General features: G+C 68.7%; 19 protein-coding genes. 4 read left to right on the top strand and 15 right to left on the bottom strand.

Annotated elements, in window-relative coordinates:
• Positions 1-12: 12 nt before the first annotated feature.
• From AB7878_RS13460 to AB7878_RS13450, 3 genes are all read right to left on the bottom strand, one after another.
• Entirely contained in the window at positions 13-465 is a 453-nt protein-coding gene (locus tag AB7878_RS13460; RefSeq protein WP_369494840.1) for a hypothetical protein, read from the bottom strand.
• 181 nt (positions 466-646) lie between these two features.
• The gene (gene hemP / locus AB7878_RS13455; RefSeq protein ID WP_369494839.1) at positions 647-874 is read right to left on the bottom strand and encodes a hemin uptake protein HemP; all 228 of its coding nucleotides are present in this window, start codon (positions 872-874) and stop codon (positions 647-649) included.
• Between the two features lie 91 nt (positions 875-965).
• On the bottom strand, positions 966-1,934 hold the full coding sequence (locus AB7878_RS13450) for a potassium channel beta subunit family protein (protein WP_369494838.1): 969 nt from the start codon (positions 1,932-1,934) through the stop codon (positions 966-968).
• Between the two features lie 222 nt (positions 1,935-2,156).
• On the opposite strand from AB7878_RS13450, the gene AB7878_RS13445 reads away from it, so the two are divergent.
• The gene (locus AB7878_RS13445) at positions 2,157-3,635 is read left to right on the top strand and encodes an alpha-L-fucosidase (protein ID WP_369494837.1); all 1,479 of its coding nucleotides are present in this window, start codon (positions 2,157-2,159) and stop codon (positions 3,633-3,635) included.
• 50 nt (positions 3,636-3,685) lie between these two features.
• Here the strand turns inward: AB7878_RS13445 and AB7878_RS13440 are convergent, their stop codons facing one another.
• Both AB7878_RS13440 and thiL read right to left on the bottom strand, forming a co-directional pair.
• Positions 3,686-4,195, bottom strand: a complete 510-nt coding sequence (locus AB7878_RS13440; RefSeq protein WP_369494836.1) for a phosphatidylglycerophosphatase A family protein — start codon at positions 4,193-4,195, stop codon at positions 3,686-3,688.
• 112 nt (positions 4,196-4,307) lie between these two features.
• The gene (thiL, locus tag AB7878_RS13435) at positions 4,308-5,270 is read right to left on the bottom strand and encodes a thiamine-phosphate kinase (protein ID WP_369494835.1); all 963 of its coding nucleotides are present in this window, start codon (positions 5,268-5,270) and stop codon (positions 4,308-4,310) included.
• 236 nt (positions 5,271-5,506) lie between these two features.
• On the opposite strand from thiL, the gene AB7878_RS13430 reads away from it, so the two are divergent.
• Positions 5,507-5,866, top strand: coding sequence for a nuclear transport factor 2 family protein (locus tag AB7878_RS13430; RefSeq protein WP_369494834.1), 360 nt, complete (start codon positions 5,507-5,509; stop codon positions 5,864-5,866).
• Positions 5,867-5,869: 3 nt separating this feature from the next.
• Here the strand turns inward: AB7878_RS13430 and AB7878_RS13425 are convergent, their stop codons facing one another.
• The 8 genes from AB7878_RS13425 to AB7878_RS13390 form a co-directional block, all read right to left on the bottom strand.
• Positions 5,870-6,415, bottom strand: coding sequence for a GNAT family N-acetyltransferase (locus AB7878_RS13425; protein ID WP_369494833.1), 546 nt, complete (start codon positions 6,413-6,415; stop codon positions 5,870-5,872).
• Positions 6,415-6,861: a transcription antitermination factor NusB gene (gene nusB, locus AB7878_RS13420; RefSeq protein WP_369494832.1), complete on the bottom strand. Its 447-nt coding sequence runs from the start codon at positions 6,859-6,861 to the stop codon at positions 6,415-6,417. The genes AB7878_RS13425 and nusB overlap by 1 nt, the downstream gene beginning before the upstream one ends.
• Positions 6,861-7,322: a 6,7-dimethyl-8-ribityllumazine synthase gene (gene ribH / locus AB7878_RS13415; RefSeq protein ID WP_369494831.1), complete on the bottom strand. Its 462-nt coding sequence runs from the start codon at positions 7,320-7,322 to the stop codon at positions 6,861-6,863. The genes nusB and ribH overlap by 1 nt, the downstream gene beginning before the upstream one ends.
• Positions 7,323-7,423: 101 nt before the next feature.
• The gene (locus AB7878_RS13410; protein WP_369494830.1) at positions 7,424-7,783 is read right to left on the bottom strand and encodes an HVO_A0114 family putative DNA-binding protein; all 360 of its coding nucleotides are present in this window, start codon (positions 7,781-7,783) and stop codon (positions 7,424-7,426) included.
• 3 nt (positions 7,784-7,786) lie between these two features.
• Complete coding sequence (locus AB7878_RS13405; RefSeq protein WP_369494829.1) at positions 7,787-8,080, bottom strand: toxin-antitoxin system TumE family protein; 294 nt, start codon at positions 8,078-8,080, stop codon at positions 7,787-7,789.
• Between the two features lie 152 nt (positions 8,081-8,232).
• Positions 8,233-9,672, bottom strand: a complete 1,440-nt coding sequence (tldD, locus tag AB7878_RS13400) for a metalloprotease TldD (protein ID WP_369494828.1) — start codon at positions 9,670-9,672, stop codon at positions 8,233-8,235.
• A gap of 179 nt (positions 9,673-9,851) precedes the next feature.
• Complete coding sequence (locus AB7878_RS13395) at positions 9,852-10,100, bottom strand: hypothetical protein (RefSeq protein ID WP_369494827.1); 249 nt, start codon at positions 10,098-10,100, stop codon at positions 9,852-9,854.
• Positions 10,101-10,102: 2 nt separating this feature from the next.
• Positions 10,103-12,307 (bottom strand): tetratricopeptide repeat protein, encoded by a 2,205-nt coding sequence (locus AB7878_RS13390; RefSeq protein ID WP_369494826.1) that lies wholly within the window; start codon positions 12,305-12,307, stop codon positions 10,103-10,105.
• A 217-nt stretch (positions 12,308-12,524) separates the two neighbouring features.
• Between AB7878_RS13390 and AB7878_RS13385 the strand changes: the two genes are divergently transcribed.
• Positions 12,525-13,178 carry a hypothetical protein gene (locus tag AB7878_RS13385; RefSeq protein WP_369494825.1) on the top strand — a complete coding sequence of 218 codons (654 nt, stop codon included), beginning with the start codon at positions 12,525-12,527 and terminating at the stop codon, positions 13,176-13,178.
• An 85-nt stretch (positions 13,179-13,263) separates the two neighbouring features.
• Here AB7878_RS13385 and AB7878_RS13380 read toward each other — a convergent pair whose 3' ends face one another.
• Positions 13,264-17,298, bottom strand: a complete 4,035-nt coding sequence (locus AB7878_RS13380; protein ID WP_369494824.1) for a YhdP family protein — start codon at positions 17,296-17,298, stop codon at positions 13,264-13,266.
• A 27-nt stretch (positions 17,299-17,325) separates the two neighbouring features.
• Entirely contained in the window at positions 17,326-18,810 is a 1,485-nt protein-coding gene (rng, locus tag AB7878_RS13375) for a ribonuclease G (protein ID WP_369494823.1), read from the bottom strand.
• 147 nt (positions 18,811-18,957) lie between these two features.
• Between rng and AB7878_RS13370 the strand changes: the two genes are divergently transcribed.
• Positions 18,958-19,623 carry a response regulator transcription factor gene (locus AB7878_RS13370; RefSeq protein WP_369494822.1) on the top strand — a complete coding sequence of 222 codons (666 nt, stop codon included), beginning with the start codon at positions 18,958-18,960 and terminating at the stop codon, positions 19,621-19,623.
• Positions 19,624-19,803 lie beyond the last annotated feature (180 nt).

Below are 19,803 nucleotides of genomic sequence, written 5' to 3'. Positions count from 1 at the left end.
CCCGCCGGCAAATCAGTTCAACCCCAAGCCATCAAGGGCCATGCCATCACGAGCATCATAAGCGGCCGCGGTCTCATGAAATACCTTGGCTGCTCCGTTGAAAAGCTGGTAGTCGAAATGGTGGAAGGGATACATCCGCCCGTTGGTTTCTACCTCGTGAATCATCTGCCCGAGCACTAAGAGCAAGGCGTTGTGTGTTGCTTCATCCATACCTTCCTCCGGCCCGAACTTGACACCGAGCGCAGCGGAAATAGCTGCAGACGCCAATTTATGCGGGCGAGGGCCTGTCTTACCGTCCATCTCGGCCCCACGCGCGGCCCAAACGCGCGCCACCAACTCGTTGCTCAGAGCACGTGGATCGCAATCGAACAATCCTTGCTCACGCTGTTTGGCCAAAAAATCTATGAGCAGCGTGGCAGCTTCCGCCTTGTGCCAAGCACTTCCAATCGAACCAAACAAACCCACAGCGAGCACTCCTTCATAACCTAGGTACAAGTTACTAACCATCATCGCAAGAAAATGCGGATATCGTAAGGGGTGAATTCAACTGAACACCATCCGTCTGTTGCGACGCATACAAGAAATCAGCTATCCCTGCATGGTCGGGTGGCACCGCTGCCCGGCGTACTCGGAACATCAGCACGCCCTACTTGGTGAGGATCAGCTTGTCGTTGCGGGTGAGCCGCAGGTGGTACTCGCTGCCCTGGTGCTGGATCACCAGTTCGCGCTCGCCATCCAGCAGCGACTGGCTGCTGATGCGCCGCGCCGCTGCCGGCGTCGTTTCGGTGGAACGGGGACGCAGCGACGGGCGCGACAGCGGATGGGCAAGCCGGCTGACAGTCGCCGGCAGGCTCAAGGTGGTGGCAATCGACATGGACGACTCCGCGTGGTTTTCAGGCGGAGTTGATGATAATGATTCTCATTAAACTGTCAATCGACGCGATAGCCGGCATCTGTCGCCGCCCTCACTCCACCGCCTCTGCGACGCGCCGGCGCATCGCCTCGTCCAGCTTCGGCAGCACATCGAGCGCGCCGAGGTTGTGTTCCAGTTGCTCCAGCCGGCTCGCACCCAGCATCACCGTGGACACGTGCGGATTGGCCGCGCACCAGGCGATCGCCAACTGCGCGGTGCTGCAGCCCAGCTCGTCGGCGATCGGCTTGAGCTTGCGCGCCTTCGCCACGCGCTCGCCGTGTTCGCCCAGCACCTTGTCCTGCAGCCAGGCGTAGTCGGGATGCGCCAGCCGCGAGTCGGCCGGCACGCCGTCGTCGTACTTGCCGCTGAGCAGGCCCGAGGCCAGTGGCGACCAGATCGTGGTGCCCATGCCGAACTTGTCGTACAGCGGCGCGTACTCCACCTCGACCCGCTCGCGGTGCAGCAGGTTGTATTGCGGCTGCTCCATCACGGGTGCGGCGAGATGGTTTTCCTTCGCCACCCGGTGCGCCTCGACGATGGCATCGGCCGGCCATTCGCTGGTGCCCCAGTACAGCACCTTGCCCTGGCGCACGAGCAGATCCATCGCCGCCACGGTTTCCTCGACCGGCGTGTCCTCGTCGGGACGATGGCAGAAGTAGAGATCGAGGTAATCCACGCGCAACCGCGCGAGCGCCTGGTGGCAGGCCTCGATCACGTGCTTGCGCGACAGGCCGCGCTGGGTCGGTTTCGGATGATCGTAGGGACCGAAGTAGACCTTGCTCGACACGCACCAGCTGTCGCGCGGGAAGCGCAGGTCGGCCAGCACGTCGCCCATCAGCGACTCGGCCACGCCGTTGCCGTAGGTCTCGGCGTTGTCGAAGAAATTCACCCCGCGATCCCAGGCCAGCGCCAGCAGGTCGCGCGCCTGCGAACGACCCACGCTCTTGCCGAACGTGGCCCAGGCGCCGAAGGAAAGGACGGAAAGCGGCAGGCCGGAACGGCCGAGGCGGCGGTATTGCATGGGGAACTCCATCGGCAAGCAGGGGCGATCGGCACGAACCGATCCTTCGCATGCTGCGTCGACGCATCCGGTCGATGCAAGCCTTGCGCATCCGCTCCCCGCCACGCGTGGGCGATGCCATCGGGCAGGCAAGACGTGCGGCCGTGCCGATGACTTCATATTTGAATATAGTGTTCATACCTGACATCAACATCACGACCCCCACCCGCAGAGGTTCGCCCCATGGATCGTCGCCGCTTCCTGCTCGCCGGCTCGGCCACTGCCGCCTTGGGCGCGTTCGGCCTGCCCCGCCTCGGCCGCGCCGATGCCGCGCCCCTGCCTGTCGCCGGGCCGCGCCCTCGCCCCACGCCGCAGCAACTGCGCTGGCAGCGCGACGAGCTGGCGATGTTCGTGCATCTCACGGTGAACACCTTCACCGGCAAGGAATGGGGCGACGGCACCGAATCGCCGACCATCTTCAATCCACGCAAGCTGGACGCGCGGCAATGGGCGCGCACGGCGAAGCAGGCCGGCTTCCGCAGCATGATCCTCACCGCCAAGCACCACGACGGCTTCTGCCTGTGGCCCACCGCCACCACGCAGCACTCGGTGAAAAACAGCCCGTGGAAGAACGGCCACGGCGACGTGGTGCGCGAGTTCACCGACGCCTGCCGCGCCGAGGGCTTGGGTGCGGGCCTCTACCTGTCGCCGTGGGACCGCAACGCGCCTAGCTACGGCAGCGGCGCGGCCTACAACGATTTCTACATCACCCAGCTCACCGAGCTGCTCACGCACTACGGCAAGATCGTGGAAGTGTGGTTCGACGGCGCCAACGGCGAAGGCCCGAACGGCCGCAAGCAGGCCTACGACTGGCCGCGCATCCACGCCACCGTGCGCAAGCTGCAGCCCGACGCCGTGATGTTCTCCGACGCCGGCCCCGACGTGCGCTGGATCGGCGACGAGCAAGGTACGGCCGGCGAAACCTGCTGGTCCAGCGTCGACCCCGCCAGCGTGCCGTACCCCGGTTACGACCGCCCGTGGGCGGGCGACCTGCTCGGCCACGGCGACCCGCACGGCAGCACGTGGCGGCCCGGCGAATCGGACGTCTCGATCCGCCCCGGCTGGTTCTGGCACGCGGAGCAGAACGACCAGGTGCGCACGCCGGACGGCCTGATGGAGCTGTACTTCAGTTCGGTGGGCCGCAACAGCAAGCTGCTGCTCAACGTGCCGCCGAACCGCGACGGCTTGTTCGAGCCCGAAGACATCGCCGCGCTGCAAGGCTTCACCAAGCTGCGCACGCAACGCTTCGCCACCGACCTGCTGCAAGGCGGCACGGTGCGCGCCAGCAGTGGCGATGCCACGCAAGCCGTGCTTGATCCCGATCCCGATACGCACTGGAGCGCCGCGCCCACTGCGCGCAACGGCTGGCTGGAAATCGCCCTGCCCCGCGCGATCGAGTTCGACACGCTGGAACTCGGCGAAGCGATCGCGCTGGGCCAGGGCATCGCGAACTACCGCGTCGAGCACTGGGACGGCAGCGCGTGGCAGCCGCTCACCTGGGGCACCACGATCGGCCACAGGAAACTCGCCCGCTTCGATCCCGTGCGCACGAGCAAGTTGCGCGTGCTGCTGGAGTTCGCCTACGCCACGCCGCGGCTGGCGCGCGTGGCCGCGTATCGTGGCCCGGACCGCAGGTATGGGCCAGGGCACGACGAGAAATAGGCTGCCTGGCTAGTAGAGCCTTCTCCCGAAGGAAGAGGGGAGCGGCTAAATCAGTGCAGGAGGTGCCGCACGACTCCAAGCACCACTGCGGCGAACACGCCAGCGACCACGTCGTCCACCATCACCCCGAGGCCACCCTTGAGCCGGCGATCGAACACGCGGATCGGCCACGGCTTCCACACGTCGAACAGGCGGAACAGCGCGAAGCCGATGACGACCGCCCACCACGGCGCCAGCAGCGCGGGCAGCAACGCGATCCACAGGCCGACGAATTCGTCCCACACCAGCGCGCGGTGATCGTCCACACCCAGCGCGCGGCCAGCCATCCCGCAGGCCCACACGCCCAGGGCGAAGCCCAGCACGATGATGACCAGATTCATGGGCAGCGACACCTCGCGCAGCAGCAGCCACGGCAGGATCGCCGCCAGCGAGCCGAACGTGCCCTGCGCCACCGGCGCGAGGCCCGAGCCTAGGCCGCAGGCGATCCAGCCGGCGGGCGTGGCGAGCAGCGCGCGGCGTTGCGCGGTGGTGAGGGTCTTGCGTTCGACGGAAGCAGTCATGAGGTGTCCCAACAAGGGCGCAACGAAACGTGCATGTGGGCCGAGCGCAGGCCGGGCTTCAGCCCGACTTGGCGGAGTGTCGGGCTGAAGCCCGACCTGCAACCGATCCACGCTACGCCGGGAAATGATCCCAGCCTTGCCGCCCCTGTTCCAGCCAGCTGCCGTCCGCATCGCGCACGCGCACACCCTCGCCCGCCACGATGCGGCCGATGCGCGTGGCGCCGCAGCCCAGCCGCGCCAAGTCGGCCTGCACCTCGGCCACGCGTGCGGCGGGCACGGTGAAACACAGCTCGTAATCGTCGCCGCCGGCCAGCGCGAAATCACGCGCTGCGACTTCGTCGAACAGGCCCAGCAACGCGGACGAGCGCGGCAGCAGCGCCGCGTCGATCTCCGCGCCCACGCCGTTGGCCTCGCAGAGATGGCCGAGGTCGGCGAGCAGGCCGTCGGAAACGTCGAGGCAGGCACTGGCGCGACCGCGCAACGCCAGTCCCGCCGCCAACCGCGGAGTCGGACGATTCAGGCGCTCGACCAGCGCAGCGTGCATGGACGTCTGGACGTCCATCTGCGCTTGCAGGCAGCGCAAACCAGCCGCCGCATCGCCCAGCGTGCCGGTGACCAGCACCGCATCGCCCACGCGCGCGCCGGCGCGGGTCAAGGCCTGCCCCGGCGGCACGAAACCGTGCACGGCCACGCTGAGCGTGAGCGGGCCGCGCGTGGTGTCGCCGCCCACCAGCGCCAGCCGGTGCTGCCGTGCGAGTTGCGCGAAGCCGTCGGCCAGACCGTCGACGAAAGCCGCGTCGGGTCGCGGCAGGGTCAGCGCCAGCAGCGCCCACGCCGGCGTGGCGCCCATCGCGGCAAGGTCGGACAGGTTCACCGCCAGCGCCTTCCAGCCGATGTCGGCCGGCGCGGTGCCCACCGGGAAATGCACGCCCTCGACCAGGGTGTCGATCGCCACCGCCAGCTCCTGCCCCGCGGGCACGGCCAGCAGCGCGGCGTCGTCGCCGATGCCCAGGCGCACGTCGTCGCGCGCCTGCGCGGTGCGCTCGCGGATGCGGTCGATCATGCGGAATTCCATGGCGATCCTGTGGTGCAAGCGGTCCCAGAGCAGAGCATCCGCGCGCGCGCGGCGCAAGCCCATGACCTGCGGCGCATGCGCGGGCGCCGCACGCGTGCAAGGCTGGCGACACTTCCCTTCCGGAGCTTGCCGTCATGCGCCGTGCCCGTTCCCGCTCCGCCGCCTTATCGTTCGCCCTCGTTGCCGCCGCGCCAGTGCTCGCTACACCATCGGCTCCCGCGGCCGGCGACACGGTCGTGCTGGCACCGGTCCAGACCTTCTTCGCGGCGATGTCGCGCTATGACCAGGCCGGCATGCGCGCGCAGGTGTTGCCCACAGGCATGGCCACGCTGATGCGCCAAGGCAAGCCGGTGCAGCTCACGCTGGGCGACTTCGTCGACCACGTGAAGCCCGGCAAGGCCCGCATCGAGGAACGCATCCACGATCCGCAGGTGCGCGTGGACAACAACATCGCGGTGGTATGGGCGCCCTACGTCTTCCTGCTCGACGGCAAGCCGCACCATTGCGGCACCGATGTGTTCAATCTGGCGCGGGTGGACGGACGCTGGCTGATCACCGGCATCGCCGACAACAGCCGCGACTGCCCGGCGAAGTGAATCTCACGCCCCGCGGGCGAACACCAGGGCGGGCTCGCCGTGGTAGGTGGTGCGCCGCCATTCGCGGAAACCGGCCTTTGCGGCCACGCGGATGGAGGCGGCGTTGCGTTCATCGATGAGGCACACCGCGCACATGCCCGGCAGCTGCGCGTCGGCCCAGGCGGTGGCCGCGGCGATCGCTTCGCTCGCGTAGCCGCGCCCATGCACCTCGGGCGACAGCACCCAGCCGAATTCCAGCATGCCCACCAGCGAGGGCTCGATCTCGCGACGGAAATCGCCGAAGCCGACATCGCCGACGTAGCGCCCACTGGCCTTTTCCTCGACGGCCCAGTAGCCGTAGCCGAGCATGCTCCACAGTCCGCGCGAGGCCAGCATGCGGCGCCAGGTTTCCTCGGCGGTGAACGGGCGGCCGCCGATGTAGCGCACCACGGCCGGGTCGGCCCACAGTGCGGCGCAGCCGGCATGATCATCGGGACGATGCGCGCGCAGGCGCAGGCGTGCGGTTTCCAGCACCGGCACCCGTTCTTCCGTCCGGACGCCGGCGTCCATCAACCCCGCTTCTCGGCGCCGCGCAGCTCGCCGGCCAGCTTGTCCAGCACACCGTTGACGTAGCTGTGGCCATGGTCGGCGCCGAAGCGCTTGGTGACCTCGATCGCCTCGTTGATGACCACGCGGTACGGCACGTCGGGGCGGTGCTTCAGCTCATACGCGGCGAGGCGCAACGCGGCGCGCTCGATGGGGTCGACCTCGGCCACTTCGCGATCAAGGTAGGGGCGCAGGGAGGCATCCAGCGCGTCGACGTTTTTTTCGACGCCGTGCAGCAGGTCCTCGAAGTAGTCGAGGTCGGCCACTTCCATGTCCTGCTCGTGGCGGAACTGCTCGATCACCGCGTTCATGTGGCTGCCGGAAAGCTGCCACGCGTACAGCGCCTGCAACGCACGGCGACGGGCACGCGAGCGGGCGGCGAGATCGATGCCCTCGGGCCGAGCGTGCATCACAGCCGGCCGTACAGGTTGACCATCTCCAGCGCGGCGATCGCGGCGTCGGCACCCTTGTTGCCGGCCTTAGTGCCGGCGCGCTCGATCGCTTGCTCGATGCTGTCGGTGGTGAGCACGCCGAACGCCACCGGCACGCCCGAATCCAGCGCGGCCCTGGCCAGGCCCTTGACGCATTCGCCAGCCACATAGTCAAAGTGCGGCGTAGAGCCGCGGATCACCGCGCCCAGCGCGATCACCGCCGCGTACCTGCCGGACGTCGCCAGCTTGTGCGCGGCCAGTGCGATCTCCCACGCACCGGGCACGCGCACCAGGTCGATGCTGTCGTCCTTCACGCCGTGGCGCAGCAGCGCGTCGCGCGCCCCGGCCACCAGCGGCTCCACGACGAAACCGTTGAAACGGGCCGCCACGATGGCAAAACGGCCCTTGGGCGTGGCGAAATCGCCTTCGATGGTGTTCATGCTCGGAGTGTTCCTTGACGGGCCGGGCGGCCGTGCGAGGTGGGTATTTTACGGGTTTGGGGACGGGGACGCTTGGTGTCTTCCGCTTGCAATCTTCCGCATCACGCCGCCCTCGCACCCAGCGGCACGTGGATTTCCAGCTCGTCGAACGGCACCCGCACGCCGTCTTCGTCGCGCTCGACCAGGCCCAACGCCATCAGACGCTGCACATCCTGATGCACATTGCTGTAGTTGCGACCCAGCGCCTTGGCCAGCGCGTAGATGCTCTGCGCTCCCTCGCGCCGCAAGGTTTCCAGCGTGCGCAGCCGTTCGGCGCTGAGTTCGGCAAACACCTGCGCGGCATTCTCGAAACCGATGCGGAAGTCGGTGGCCTTCGCCTTGCCGGCGGCGAGTGCGCGGACCGCATCGACGGCGCGACGGTGCATGTCGGCGTTACTGGCGATTTCGATGATGGCTTTCATGGCTCACTCCTGCGTCAGTCGGATTACGTCGGCCTGAAAGTCTTCGAGCAGGACTTCCAGCGTAGTGAAGGCGTACGGCTCTTCGCGATCGCCGTAGTGGCGATGGTCGCCCTTGCCTGCCTCGTTGTCGTAGCGCACCAGGCAATGCTCGGCGTCGCCGCAGAACAGGCTGTACTTCAGACCGTGCGGACGCTCAGCACCGGCTTCCGGAAGTGCCCAGATCTTGCGCTGGACGATCCAGCGGCCATGAAGCGCCTTGGAGTGGACGATGAGGACTGCCTCGGCCATGTATTGCATGATATGCAATACATGGCTTCATGTGCAATAGCCATCAGGGCAGACATATCGACTGTATTGATGCCGGCCAATTCGCGGCGCCAAGATCAAGAGCCCCTCTCCAGCCCTGCAGGCAGCCTCTCCCACAAGCTGGAGAGGCGAAGGCGCGGGTTTTACGCAGCCGTCCCGCCCACCGTCATCGCATCGATCTTCAGCGTGGGCTGGCCCACGCCCACCGGCACGCTCTGGCCGTCCTTGCCGCAGACGCCCACGCCCTCGTCGAGCTTCATGTCGTTGCCGATCATGGAGACGCGGGTGAGCACTTCAGGACCCGAACCGATCAGCGTGGCGCCCTTCACCGGAGCCGTGATCTTGCCGTCCTCGATCAGGTAGGCCTCGCTGGCGGAGAACACGAACTTGCCGTTGGTGATGTCGACCTGGCCGCCGCCGAAGTTCGGTGCGTAGAGGCCCTTCTTCACCGAGCGGATGATTTCCTCGGGGTCGCAATCGCCGCTGCGCATGTAGGTGTTGGTCATGCGCGGCATCGGCAGCGCGGTGAAGGATTCGCGGCGGCCGTTGCCGGTGGGCGCCATGCCCATCAGGCGCGCGTTGAGCTTGTCCTGCATGTAGCCCTTCAAGATGCCGTCCTCGATCAGCACGGTGCAGTTCGTCGGCGTGCCTTCGTCGTCCACGCTGAGCGAGCCGCGCCGGCCGGGCAGCGTGCCGTCATCGACCACGGTGACACCGGGCGCAGCCACGCGCTGGCCCATGCGGCCGGCGAAGGCGGAACTGCCCTTGCGGTTGAAGTCGCCTTCCAGGCCGTGGCCGATCGCCTCGTGCAGCAGCACGCCGGGCCAGCCGGGGCCGAGCACCACGGTCATCTGGCCGGCGGGCGCGGCTACGGAATCCAGGTTCACCAGCGCCTGGCGCACCGCCTCGTCGGCGAAGGCCAGCGCGCGGCCGTTCGCTATCAGTTCGCGGTAGCCGTAGCGGCCACCGCCGCCGGCGTAACCCTGCTCACGGCGGCCGTTCGCCTCGGCGATCACCTGCACGTTGATCCGCACCAGCGGGCGCACGTCGGCGGCCAGCGTGCCGTCGGAGGCGGCGATCAGCACGGTGTCGATGGTGGCGGCCATGCTCACGATCACCTGGGCGATGCGCGGATCGCGCGAGCGCGCATAGGCGTCCACCTCGCGCAGCAGGGCGATCTTGTCGGGATTGGGCAGGCTCTCCACCGGATCGATGGCGGGATACAAGGCGCGCGTGTTGCCCAGCGCCAGCGGCTGGCCGGCGCCGCGGCCGTCCTGGGCGATCGCGCGCGCGGCCTTCGACGCTTCCAGCAATTGCGGCAGCACGATCTCGTCGGAATAGGCAAAGCCGGTCTTCTCGCCCGAGATCGCGCGCACGCCGACGCCCTGCTCGATCGAGTGGCTGCCGTCCTTGACGATACCCTCTTCCAGCGTCCACGACTCGCTGCGCGAATGTTGGAAATAGAGATCGGCCGCGTCGATGGACGGCCCCATCAGCTGCGAAAACACGCGTTCGAGATCGCCGGGGGCGAGGCCGCCGGGGGTCAGCAGCTTGCTTTCGGCGAGGGTGATCAGGGAATCCATGGAAGAGCTCATGCAATGTGTCGAATCCGTAATGGTGGCATACCGTGCGGTTTCAACGCGCAACCCCACACAAGAAGGCCCGGCAACTGGCCGGGCCCAAGGGGTTTCAAGCTTGTGAACGGGGCGAGCCGCCCAACCGTCGCTTGCAGCCTACACGGAACTCACCCCATGTTTGCTCATCATCCGTTCGAGCGGCCCGGGTTCGGCTTCGGCGGGTTCACCACGATGGTGAAGCAGAGGGGGTCGCGCTCGATGATGATGCTCTGGATGTTGGCGAAGTCGAAACGATAGGTCACTTGTTCGCGTTCGGGCTTGGGAGCTTTCCGCTTGGTTTCGCGAGTTTCGCGCCGCCGTGTTGCAGAGGCCTGCTTGCCCATGGCGGGCGCATTGGCGACACGCAGTTGTTCACGCTTGAGCTTGGTGGCCATGATCATCCTCCGACTGGATGCCCCGCACTCGCGGGCGGGGCGGGTGGTTCCGTGCCCCCGGACGTGCCCGCCGGCGTCGGCGGAGACAACAGGCCCAGGCGACGGAAGGTGTAGTTGCTTGAAATCTGGGTTTCAGCGATGCCGGCGGCACGCGCAGCCCGCAGCCGCTGGCGTGCCGCCCCGAGGTCGCCCAGCAGCGCCAGCGTCTCGGCATCGAGCAGAGCCACTTCGCCGGACTGGCCGCCCAGCGCTTCAGCGCGCGCGACCAGTTGGCGGGCCTCGACCGTGTCGCCCAAGGTCGCCCGATAGCGGCCAAGCTCGGCGACGGTCTGGGCATCATCGGGCTGGACCTGCAGGAAGCGTTCGGCTCGCGAGGCGGCAGCCTCGAACGCCTTGCGCGTGTCGGCGGGGTTCGATGCCGGGTCTGCCTGCAGGGCCACGCCCAGGTTGCCCCAAACCCTGAAATCGTCCGGCCACAGGGTCGTGGCTTGGCGCTCCAGCGCCACCGCCGCAGTGTAGTCGCCGTGCTGGTATCTCAGCATGCCGAGATTGGTCAACGTGTCCATCGACGGACTGATCTCGATGGCGTGCTGGAGCGCCTGCGCCGCTGCGGCGTCGTTGCCCGCCGTCATGTACAGCGCACCCAGCGTGCCCCAATTTTCCGCGTTCCGCGGGTCCAGCTCGACGGCGCGGCGGTACGAAGCCACGGCCTGGGGAATCTTGCCGTCGAGGTACTGCTGGTAGCCGATTGCGGCATGGATGTAGGCGACCTCGGGATGGAGCTTCAGCGCCTGCTGGAACTCCGCCAAGGCGAGGTCGCCGTGCCCCTGCGCCGCATAGACCTTGGCCATGCCCACATGCGCGTTTACCGCCTGGCCCGGTGCCTGCGCGCTTTTGCGATAGTGCAGCAGCGCGCGCTCGGGATCACCGGCGACGCTGTACAGGTCACCCAGCGCCTGGTCCACCTCCGCCATGCCCGGATCCATCTGCTCGGCTCGCTGGCAGGCCGCCTTGGCGTTATCCAGCGCGGCCGGACTGTGCTGGCTCTGGAAGCGCCAGATCTCGGCGCGACAGATGCCCGCCTGGGCCTTGGCGAACCCGCTGTCCTGCTTCAAGGCTTGGCCGAAACGCGCGATCGCCTGGTTGGCGGCATCCGGCTGGTCGGCATGGTGCAGCAACTGCATGCCCTGCAGGTAGGTATCGAAGGCCGCCTCGTTGCGGGTGGTGGTCAGGCGTTTCGACAGCGCGCTTTCCTCACCGGGGATCGCACCCAGCAGCGCATGCACCACCGCTTCGGCGATATCGCTCTGGGTACCGAAGACATCGGAAAGCTCGCGGTCGTAGGTGTGGCTCCACAGGGTGAATCCGGTGACGGTGTCGGTCAGCCGCGCCGTGATGCGCAGGCGCGCGCCTTCGCGGCGCACGCTGGCGTTGAGGATCGAGGCCACGCCCAGCCGGTCGCCCAGCGCCCTGGCGTCGACGGCATCCTTGCTGGCGGCGGAGGACACCGAGGCGGCCACCTTCAGACCCTTCACGCCGGCCAGTGCGTCACGCATTTCCTCGGCCAGCCCTTCGGCGAAGTAGTCGTCGCCGGTCTTGCCGCTGAGGTTGACGAACGGCATCACCGCCACGGAGGCCGCGACATGCCGGGGCGGCGCGCGTGGCTGGATGACCAGCCATGCGACCAGCCCCGCCAGCAACGCGATAGCGCCCAGCGTCAGCCAGCGCACCGGCCCCGCATGGGCAGGCGCGGTTGGCTCCGCGGCGCTCCATACCGGCGGCGACGCTTCCGGCGACGGAGTGGTTGGCGGTGGCGCAAGTTCGGCGGCGGCCTCGGTTGGTCGCGGCAGGATGGCGGCTGGCAGGGTGGCGGCCGGCGATTCGCCGCCCTCCGCCGGTGCCGCGGCCGCAGCGAGGCCCGTGGCGTCCTCCAGCTGCCCGATGAAGCTGTAGCCCAGCGCGTGTCGCGTCTGGATGCAGTGCGGATGCTGGGGGTCCTCGCCCAGCGCATGGCGCAGCTGCACGATGGCGCGGGTCAGCACGCCGGGGGTGACATGGCGGTGGCCCCATACCTGGTCGAGCAGGTCGTCGCGACCGATCAGTTCGCCGGGGTGCTGCAGCAGCACCAGCAGCACGGCGAAGGCCTTCGGCTCCAGTGGCTGCAAAACGCCGGCCCGCACCAAGGTGTGCGCGGCCGGGTCGACCACGACATCACCGAAACGATAAGGCGCAACTCCCCTGCTGCGCGCGCCCGAATCCATCCGGTCCATCGGGAAACCCTCAGGCGGTCACACAAACTTCAGCACTCGCTCGTGCAAACCTCGCCCGTTCATCATGACTCAAAACGACCCTGGGGTGGAATCTGGCCCTGCGCCGCAAGCCGCGTCGCATCACTCAAGCCATCACCCAAGGGAGAAACACACCATGAACGCCCAGCTCGTCATCCTGCCGCCCCTGCCCGCCGCCCTGCAGTCGCCCGTGTGGGCGGCCCCGCACCGCCCCGCCCGGCGGCGTTTCATCGGCCATTTTCCGATCCGGGCCGAGGCGCTGGCCCGCTTCAACCGCCTGCTGGCCCGACTGCAGCATTTCCCGCTGGACCGCGACCAGTTGGCCACGGCCTCGCGCGAACTGGCCGGCCGCTCGCCCGGCAACCCCTGCCCGGCCAGCATCGCGCAGCGCCTGCGGCTGGCCGGCGCGGTCGAGCGGATGCTCCACGACGCGACCTGGCAGCCGGCCAGCGAGGCGATCGCGCCCGCCCGCGTGGTGGTGGACTACGTGCGCGGCGCGCATGAGCTGATCCCGGAGCAGGCGCCCCGCGTCAACCATCTCGACGACGCGATCCTGCTCGACGCCGCGTGGCCGAAGCTGGCCGGCGAGGTGGACAGCTACCTCGACTACTGCCGCCTGCGGAAGATCGAGGCCAGGTTGCGCGGCTGCGCAGTCGGCGACTTCAGTTTCAGCCGCAAGGACTGGGAGCAGGCCCGTTGCGCCGAGGCCGGACTGCTCGCGCATTGCCGCCGGGTAGGCGCCAGCAGCTACCTGCCCGAGCCCGGCCCGGCCTGCTTCCGCGTGTACTGAACGCGTCGTCGCCTCATGCGCCGCACCATCACGGGACCGGGTTCGCTCCGCCATCCGGCGAGCGACCCGGCCCCTGCGGCAGGCCTCAGCGCGACGACGAGCTGGCGCCAGCCGGATAGGACTCGCGCAGCGGTATCGTGACGGCCGGGCTGGACGACGATGCAGCGGGCAGCAACGGCGGCTCGGTGACCGTGGCAGAGGCGACAGGCACTTCGTGCTTCTCCACCAGGGTCATCACCGGTTTGTCCCAGCTGCCGGTGACGTGGTAGCGCGCGCCGATGGTCTTGTTGAGGCCGTGGCCCAGCAGACCCTGCACGGCGAGGCCGGCGGCGGCGCCGACCGGGCCGCCGACCACTGCACCGATCACCGGCAGGCTGTTGCCGACGTGCGGGACCACCAGCACGTACTGGTCGTAATCCTTGGCGCGCAGGCCGGTGCGACCGGTGATGCTGATCTGCGCGGCCGGGCCCTTGATGACGAGGTTGTTCGTGGTGGCGCTGCCGTCGGCGAGGCGGAAATCGCCGTTGATCGAGTCGAAGCCCAGGCCCTTGCCGAACACGTCGCCGAAATCCAGCGTCAGGCGGCGCGGCAACTCGGCCAGCGAGACCAGGCCGAACAAGCGCCCCACACCCGGCCCCATCTCTGGGATGCGGCCGTCGTTGACGTGGATGGCCAGCGTGCCGGTGGCGTTGACGAGGCTGAAGGCGGACGGCGCACCGGGCCAGCTGGCGTCCAGCTGGTCCTCGGTCTTGCCGCCGTTGACGAGGCCGGTGTAGCCGAATGCGGTGAGCATCTTGCCGAGGTCGTCGGCGGCGAAGCCGATGCGCATGCGGGTGTGGCTGTCGGCGGGCGTGCCGGTCCAGTCGCCGCTGCCGGTGACCTGCACGCTGGACGACAGCGCCCGCAACTGGTCGATGTGCATGCCCTGCGCGGTGGGCCAGGTCTCCAGCCGCGCCTCGCCCAGCTTCGCGTCGCCGAAGCTCAGGTCGCCCACCCACAGGTGGAACGGCGGCAGCGAGGCGGGATTGATGCCGGTGTTGGCAGGATTCTCCTCCGGCTGGCTGGCAGCCGCCTTGCCGCTCGGTGCGGGCGGATTGCCGGGCCAGTGCAGGTGCGCGAGGCGCGCGGTGATGCCGCGCTTGTCCAGCTCCTTGTCGGGCACGCTGAAGCGCCCGGCCATCGCCGGACCGTTCACGTCCATCTGCAGGTGGTCGACCGTGGGCGTGGCTTGCAGCGTCATCGCGCCCAGCGGACGGCCGAACCACTCGGCGTGGTCGGTGCCCACGTCCACGCTTTCCAGCGTGGGGCCGCTGCTCGTGCTGCTCGTGCTGCTCGTGCTGCTCGTGCTGCTCGTGCTGCTCGTGCTGCTCGTGCTGCTCGTGTTGCTCGTGTTGTTCGTGTTGCTCGTGCTGCTCGCGTTGTTCGTGTTGCCCGCGGCGCCGTTGCTGCCCGCCGTCAGCGCGATCGCCTGCTGTACCCAGCCGGTGACGTCCAGTTTCGCCGCATGGCCGCGGATGCGCAGTCCTTGCGCGGGCAGTTCCATGGGCATCTGCGTACCGAACGCCAGCGTGCCGGCCAGCGGCTTGCCGCCGTCGGCCAGACGCAGGTGGCCGCGCGCCTCTTCGCCCAGCGCCAGCTTGAGGTCGGCGCCTTGCAGCGGCAGGGTCAGCACGAGGTGCAGCGGCAAGGTCTCGGCGGCGGACTTCTTCAGCGGCACCGGCACGTCCAGCGCGATGCCGGCCAGGGTGGAGTCCAGGGTCAGCGTCTGCACCAGGGCGCCGCCGTTCGCCGGCTCGGTGAGGCTGAAGCCGATGTCGAAGGGGCTGCGCCCGCCGCCCAGCGGAGCCAGCCAGTCCAGCGCGGGGATGCCCTCGGTGAGGTCGGCGAAGCTGTAGCTGCCGCTGAGCCTGGCCGCCAGCACGGTGGCCGGATCGCCGGTGGCGCCGGCGATCGCCAGGTCCAGCGTGGACGGCTGGCCGTGGGCGCTGCCGCCCAGTGGGCCGGCGTGGAAGCCGTGGCCGTCGAACGTGGCCGGACCGCTGAGCTGGTCCAGCTTGAGGTTCCAGTCCGGTTCACTCACGTCCACGTTCTTCAGCTGCGCATTGCCGGCGAGGGTGAAGTTCTCGGCCGCACCCAGCGGCAGCGAGAGATGGAAACCGAAACTGCCGCTGCCACCCAGCTTCAGCTTGGACAGCAGGTCGGCCTGCTTGCTCGCGATCGGGCTCTTCAGTACGAAGCCGAGCAGGCTGGCGCCGCTGCCGCTGCCGTCGACGTTGAGGTCGAGCGTGCCGTCGGCGAACTGGGGAATCAGCGCCACCACCTTGTCCGCCTTCACGCCCAGCGAGGAACCGCCGTCCGCCTGCACCAGCATGCCGCTGTTGATGAAGCTGGCGATGGCATGGATGCCGGTGGCCTCGGGCCAGTCGGGCGAGTAGCGGAACGTGAGGTTGCTGATCTCGGCGCGCGCCTCGAAGCGGCCCTCGTTGTGCTGGAACGGCCAGTCCTTGAGATCGCCGCGCACCACCACCTCGGCGTGGTCGATGTCGCCACCCACCAGCGCGCGATCCAGCCACGCCACGGTGGGCGGCGGCATGGCGTTGATCGGCCAGAACAGCTTGGCGGCGGTGACGTCGCCGTGGCGCAGTGCGGCGTACAGGTCCAGGAACGGCGGGCCGCCGGCGTCGTGCAGGGCGATCTCGCCGCGCAACTGGCCGCCGTAGCCCTGGCCCTCGAAATCCAGTGGATCCAGCCCCAGGTGCCAGTCGCCGTCGGCATGCCAGAACGCCAGCGTGCCGGCCAGCTTCGACATCACGAACGGCTGGCGGAAGCTGTGCGGCGCGCGCACCGTGGTCGTCTGCACGGGCAGTTCCAGCGACACCGCCTCGCCATCGCCGCGCAGCGTGCCCCTGATGCCGTCCACGCCGGGCAGCGCGCCGGCCGGATCGATGCCGAGGTCGCTGAAGTCGGCGGCCAGTCGCTGCAGTCCGCCGGCCTGGGTCCAGGCCAGCGCCACGTCGTCCAGCTTGCCGTGCGGATGACCCGCACCCAGCCACGTCGCCAGCGCGGGCGGCAGCTTCGGCGCGAGGCCCAGCCACGGCAGCAGCGGCGCCAGCTGCAGGTCGCGCGCCGCCGCCTGCACGGCCAGTTGCGGCGTGCCGGGCTGGTGCAGCCAGACCGCCAGCGCGCCCTGGTCATCGCCGGCCCAGCGCAGCTCGTAGCCGTCGACGCTGCGGCTCAACTCGGCCTCGCCATGCAGCGCAGGCACCTCGACCCGTCCGTTCGCGCCAATGACGCGCAGGCCGTCGAGATCCAGCCGGCTGAAGTTGCGCACCACCTTGCCCTGCTTCCAGTCCAGCCATGCCGCCACGCTGCCGTGGCCGCCCTGCACGGCGTAGCCGCCCAAGTCCACGCCGGCGAGCAGGGCACCCAGGTCGAGGTTCTGCCCGGACAGCCACAGCCGCCCGCTGCTGCCGTCGTCGCGGAAGCGTCCCGCGCCGCGCAGCTCGCCCGGTGCGCCTTCGCGGCGCAGCAGCGCGCCCACGCGGATATGGCTGCCCTGCCGGCTCAGGCGCAACTGGTCGGCGATCAGGCTGTAATGCTTGCCGCTGGCCGCATCGGTGATGTTCAGCTGCAGGTTGTCCAGCCACAGCGCCACCGAGAGCTGGCCGAAGCCGGGCTGCTGCTCGGCGCCGCCGCCGGTGCCGAGGCCGTTGACGTGCCAGCGGCCTTCCGCGTCATGGCTCAGGTCCAGTTGCAGGCCGCGCGTGCGCAGGTTCAGCAGGTGCCGCGACGGCAACCAGCCGCCGAAGTCCAGCCGCAGCTCGGATTCGGGGATCTCGATCGGCGTGCCCGTGCCGCCCGGCGGCACGCCCACGGTGACGTCGCGCAGCACGAACAGCGGACCGGAACCGGTCCACTTGCCCTGCAGCGAGGCGAAGCTCACCGGGCGATGCAGCTTCGCGGAAAGCTCTCGCGCCACCCATTCCGGATGCCGCGCCAAGAGCGGCAGCAGCAGCTGCGTCAGCGCCATCAGCACCGCCAGCGCGATCACCGCGATACCGGCTATCCAGCCCAGCGCACGCGCGCCGAGGTGCAGCCGACGCAGCCAACCCGCGTTCATAGGGATGCAACCGGCCGACAGGCCGATTTACAGCAGCACCACATCAAACTGTTCCTGCGAATAATGTTCCTCGGCCTGGAAGCGTATGCTCTTGGAGATGAACTCCTCCAGTTCAGCCACCGCGACGGATTCCTCCTCCAGGATGCGGCCGACCACGGCGGGGCTGGCCATCACCAGCAGCTTCTCGGCGTTGAACTGGCGCACTGCGCGGGTGATCTCGCGGAAGATCTCGTAGGTCACCGTCTCGGCGGTCTTCAGCGTGCCGCGCCCGCCGCAGGCCGGGCACGGTTCGCACAGCTGGCGCTCCAGGCTCTCGGTGGTGCGCTTTCGGGTCATCTCGACCAGGCCCAGCGAGGACATCGGGTACACCGTGGTCTTGGCGTGGTCGCGCGCCAGGCCCTTGGCCAGCATGCGCAGCACCTGGCGCTTGTGCTCCTCGTCGACCATGTCGATGAAGTCGATGATGATGATGCCGCCGAGGTTGCGCAGCCTGAGCTGCCGCGCTGCCGCCTGCGCCGCCTCCAGGTTGGTGCGGTAGACCGTCTCCTCCAGGTTGCGCGTGCCGAGATAGGCGCCGGTGTTCACGTCGATCGTGGTCATCGCCTCGGTCTGGTCGACCACCAGGTAGCCGCCCGACTTCAGCGGCACCTCCTTCCGCAGCGCGTGCTGGATCTCGTCCTCCACGCTGTACAGGTCGAAGATCGGCCGCTCGCCGTCGTAATGCTCCACCCGGTCGTCCAGGCTGGGCATGAACTTGTGCACGAACTTCACCACCTTCTCGAAGGTCTCGCGCGAGTCCACGCGCACCTTCTCGATGTCGTCGGTGAGCATGTCGCGCAGGCTGCGCAGCGGCAGCGAGAGCTCCTCGTACACGCGCTCGCCCACGCGGGACTTGACGATGTTCTCCTGCACCACGCGCCAGACCTTGCCGAGGTAGGTCACGTCGAAGGCCAGCGATTCGGCGCTCTGCCCCTCCGCGTTGGTGCGCACGATGTAGCCCAGCGGGTTCTCGCCGACCAGGCTGCCCATCACCTCGCGCAGGCGCGTGCGCTCGGCCTCGTCCTCGATGCGCGCCGAGATGCCCAGGGTGTGCGCATGCGGCAGCAGCACCAGGTAGCGCGAAGGGATCGACAGGTGCGCCGACAGCCGCGCGCCCTTGCTGCCGATCGGGTCCTTCACCACCTGCACGACGATCTCCTGGCCTTCGTGCACCAGTTCGCTGATCGACGGCGTATGGCCATTGCCGTTGCCATGGACCGCCGGCTCCGCACCCTCGGTGGCGGGCGGGCGCACGATGTCCGAGGCGTGCAGGAAGGCCGCACGGCCCAGCCCGATCTCCACGAACGCGGCCTGCATGCCCGGCATCACCCGCTGCACCCGGCCCTTGTAGATGTTGCCCACGTAGCCGCGCTTCGACGCGCGCTCGACATGCACTTCCTGCAACATGCCGTTCTCGACCACGCCCACCCGCGTCTCGCGCGGGGTCACGTTGATCAGGATTTCTTCACTCACGGCCCACTCCCCGAATAGACGATCTTTATAGCGGTTGCCCGCGCCGACTGTCGATGCGCGGTGCACGGTGCGTAAAGACGAATGTTTTGCTAAGCCGCTCCGGCCACAATAGGCAGGCTCGCCCATGGCTCTGACAAGGGAAACAGCATGAAATTGCTGCTGGTGGAGGATTCCGAACGCTTGCGCCAGACCCTGCGCCACGGCCTCGAGGGCGCCGGCTTCACCGTGGACGCGGCCGGCGACGGCGTGGAGGCCTGCGGCTTCCTGTCCGGCTACGACTACGAACTGGTGGTGCTGGACCTGATGCTGCCCCGGCTGGACGGCATCGGCGTGCTGCGCAGCCTGCCCGCGGGCGGACGCCGGCCGCGGGTGCTGGTGCTGTCCGCCCGCGACCAGGTGCCCGACCGCATCGAGGCGCTGAACGCCGGCGCCGACGACTACCTGGTCAAGCCCTTCTCCTTCGACGAACTGGTGGCCCGCCTGCACGCACTGGCCCGGCGCCCTCAGCAGGCCCAGCCCACCGTGCTGAGCCATGGCGCGCTGTCCTGGGACCCACGCTCGCACAGCGTGAGCGTGGACGGCCAGCCGCTGGCGCTCACCCCGCGCGAATTCGCGGTACTGGGCCTGCTGTTGCGCCACCGCGGCCGCGCGTTCAGCCGGCAGGAAATCCTCGACCGCACCGCCGGCAGCGACAGCGAGGTCTCCGACCGCAGCGTGGAGGTGCTGGTGTTCGGCCTGCGTCGCAAACTGGACGGGGCGGGGGTGCCGGGCCTGATCGAGACGCGGCGCGGGGCGGGGTATTTGATCCCATGACGGCTCCCGCTTTCCCGCTGTCACCGGACTCACTGCGCTGCCGCGCGCCTTGCCGCCCCTCTCCCGCCGGCGGGAGAGGGGGCGGGGGAGAGGGGCCCTTTGTCCGATCATGGCCAGCAACAAAGCAGTTTCGGGCCGCGGCAGCGGCTCGAAACCGCTTTGAAACTGGCAAGAGCAACA

The sequence above is a fragment of the Rhodanobacter humi genome, from assembly GCF_041107455.1.
Lineage (GTDB): Bacteria > Pseudomonadota > Gammaproteobacteria > Xanthomonadales > Rhodanobacteraceae > Rhodanobacter_A.
This window is presented reverse-complemented; position numbering and strand designations above follow the sequence as displayed.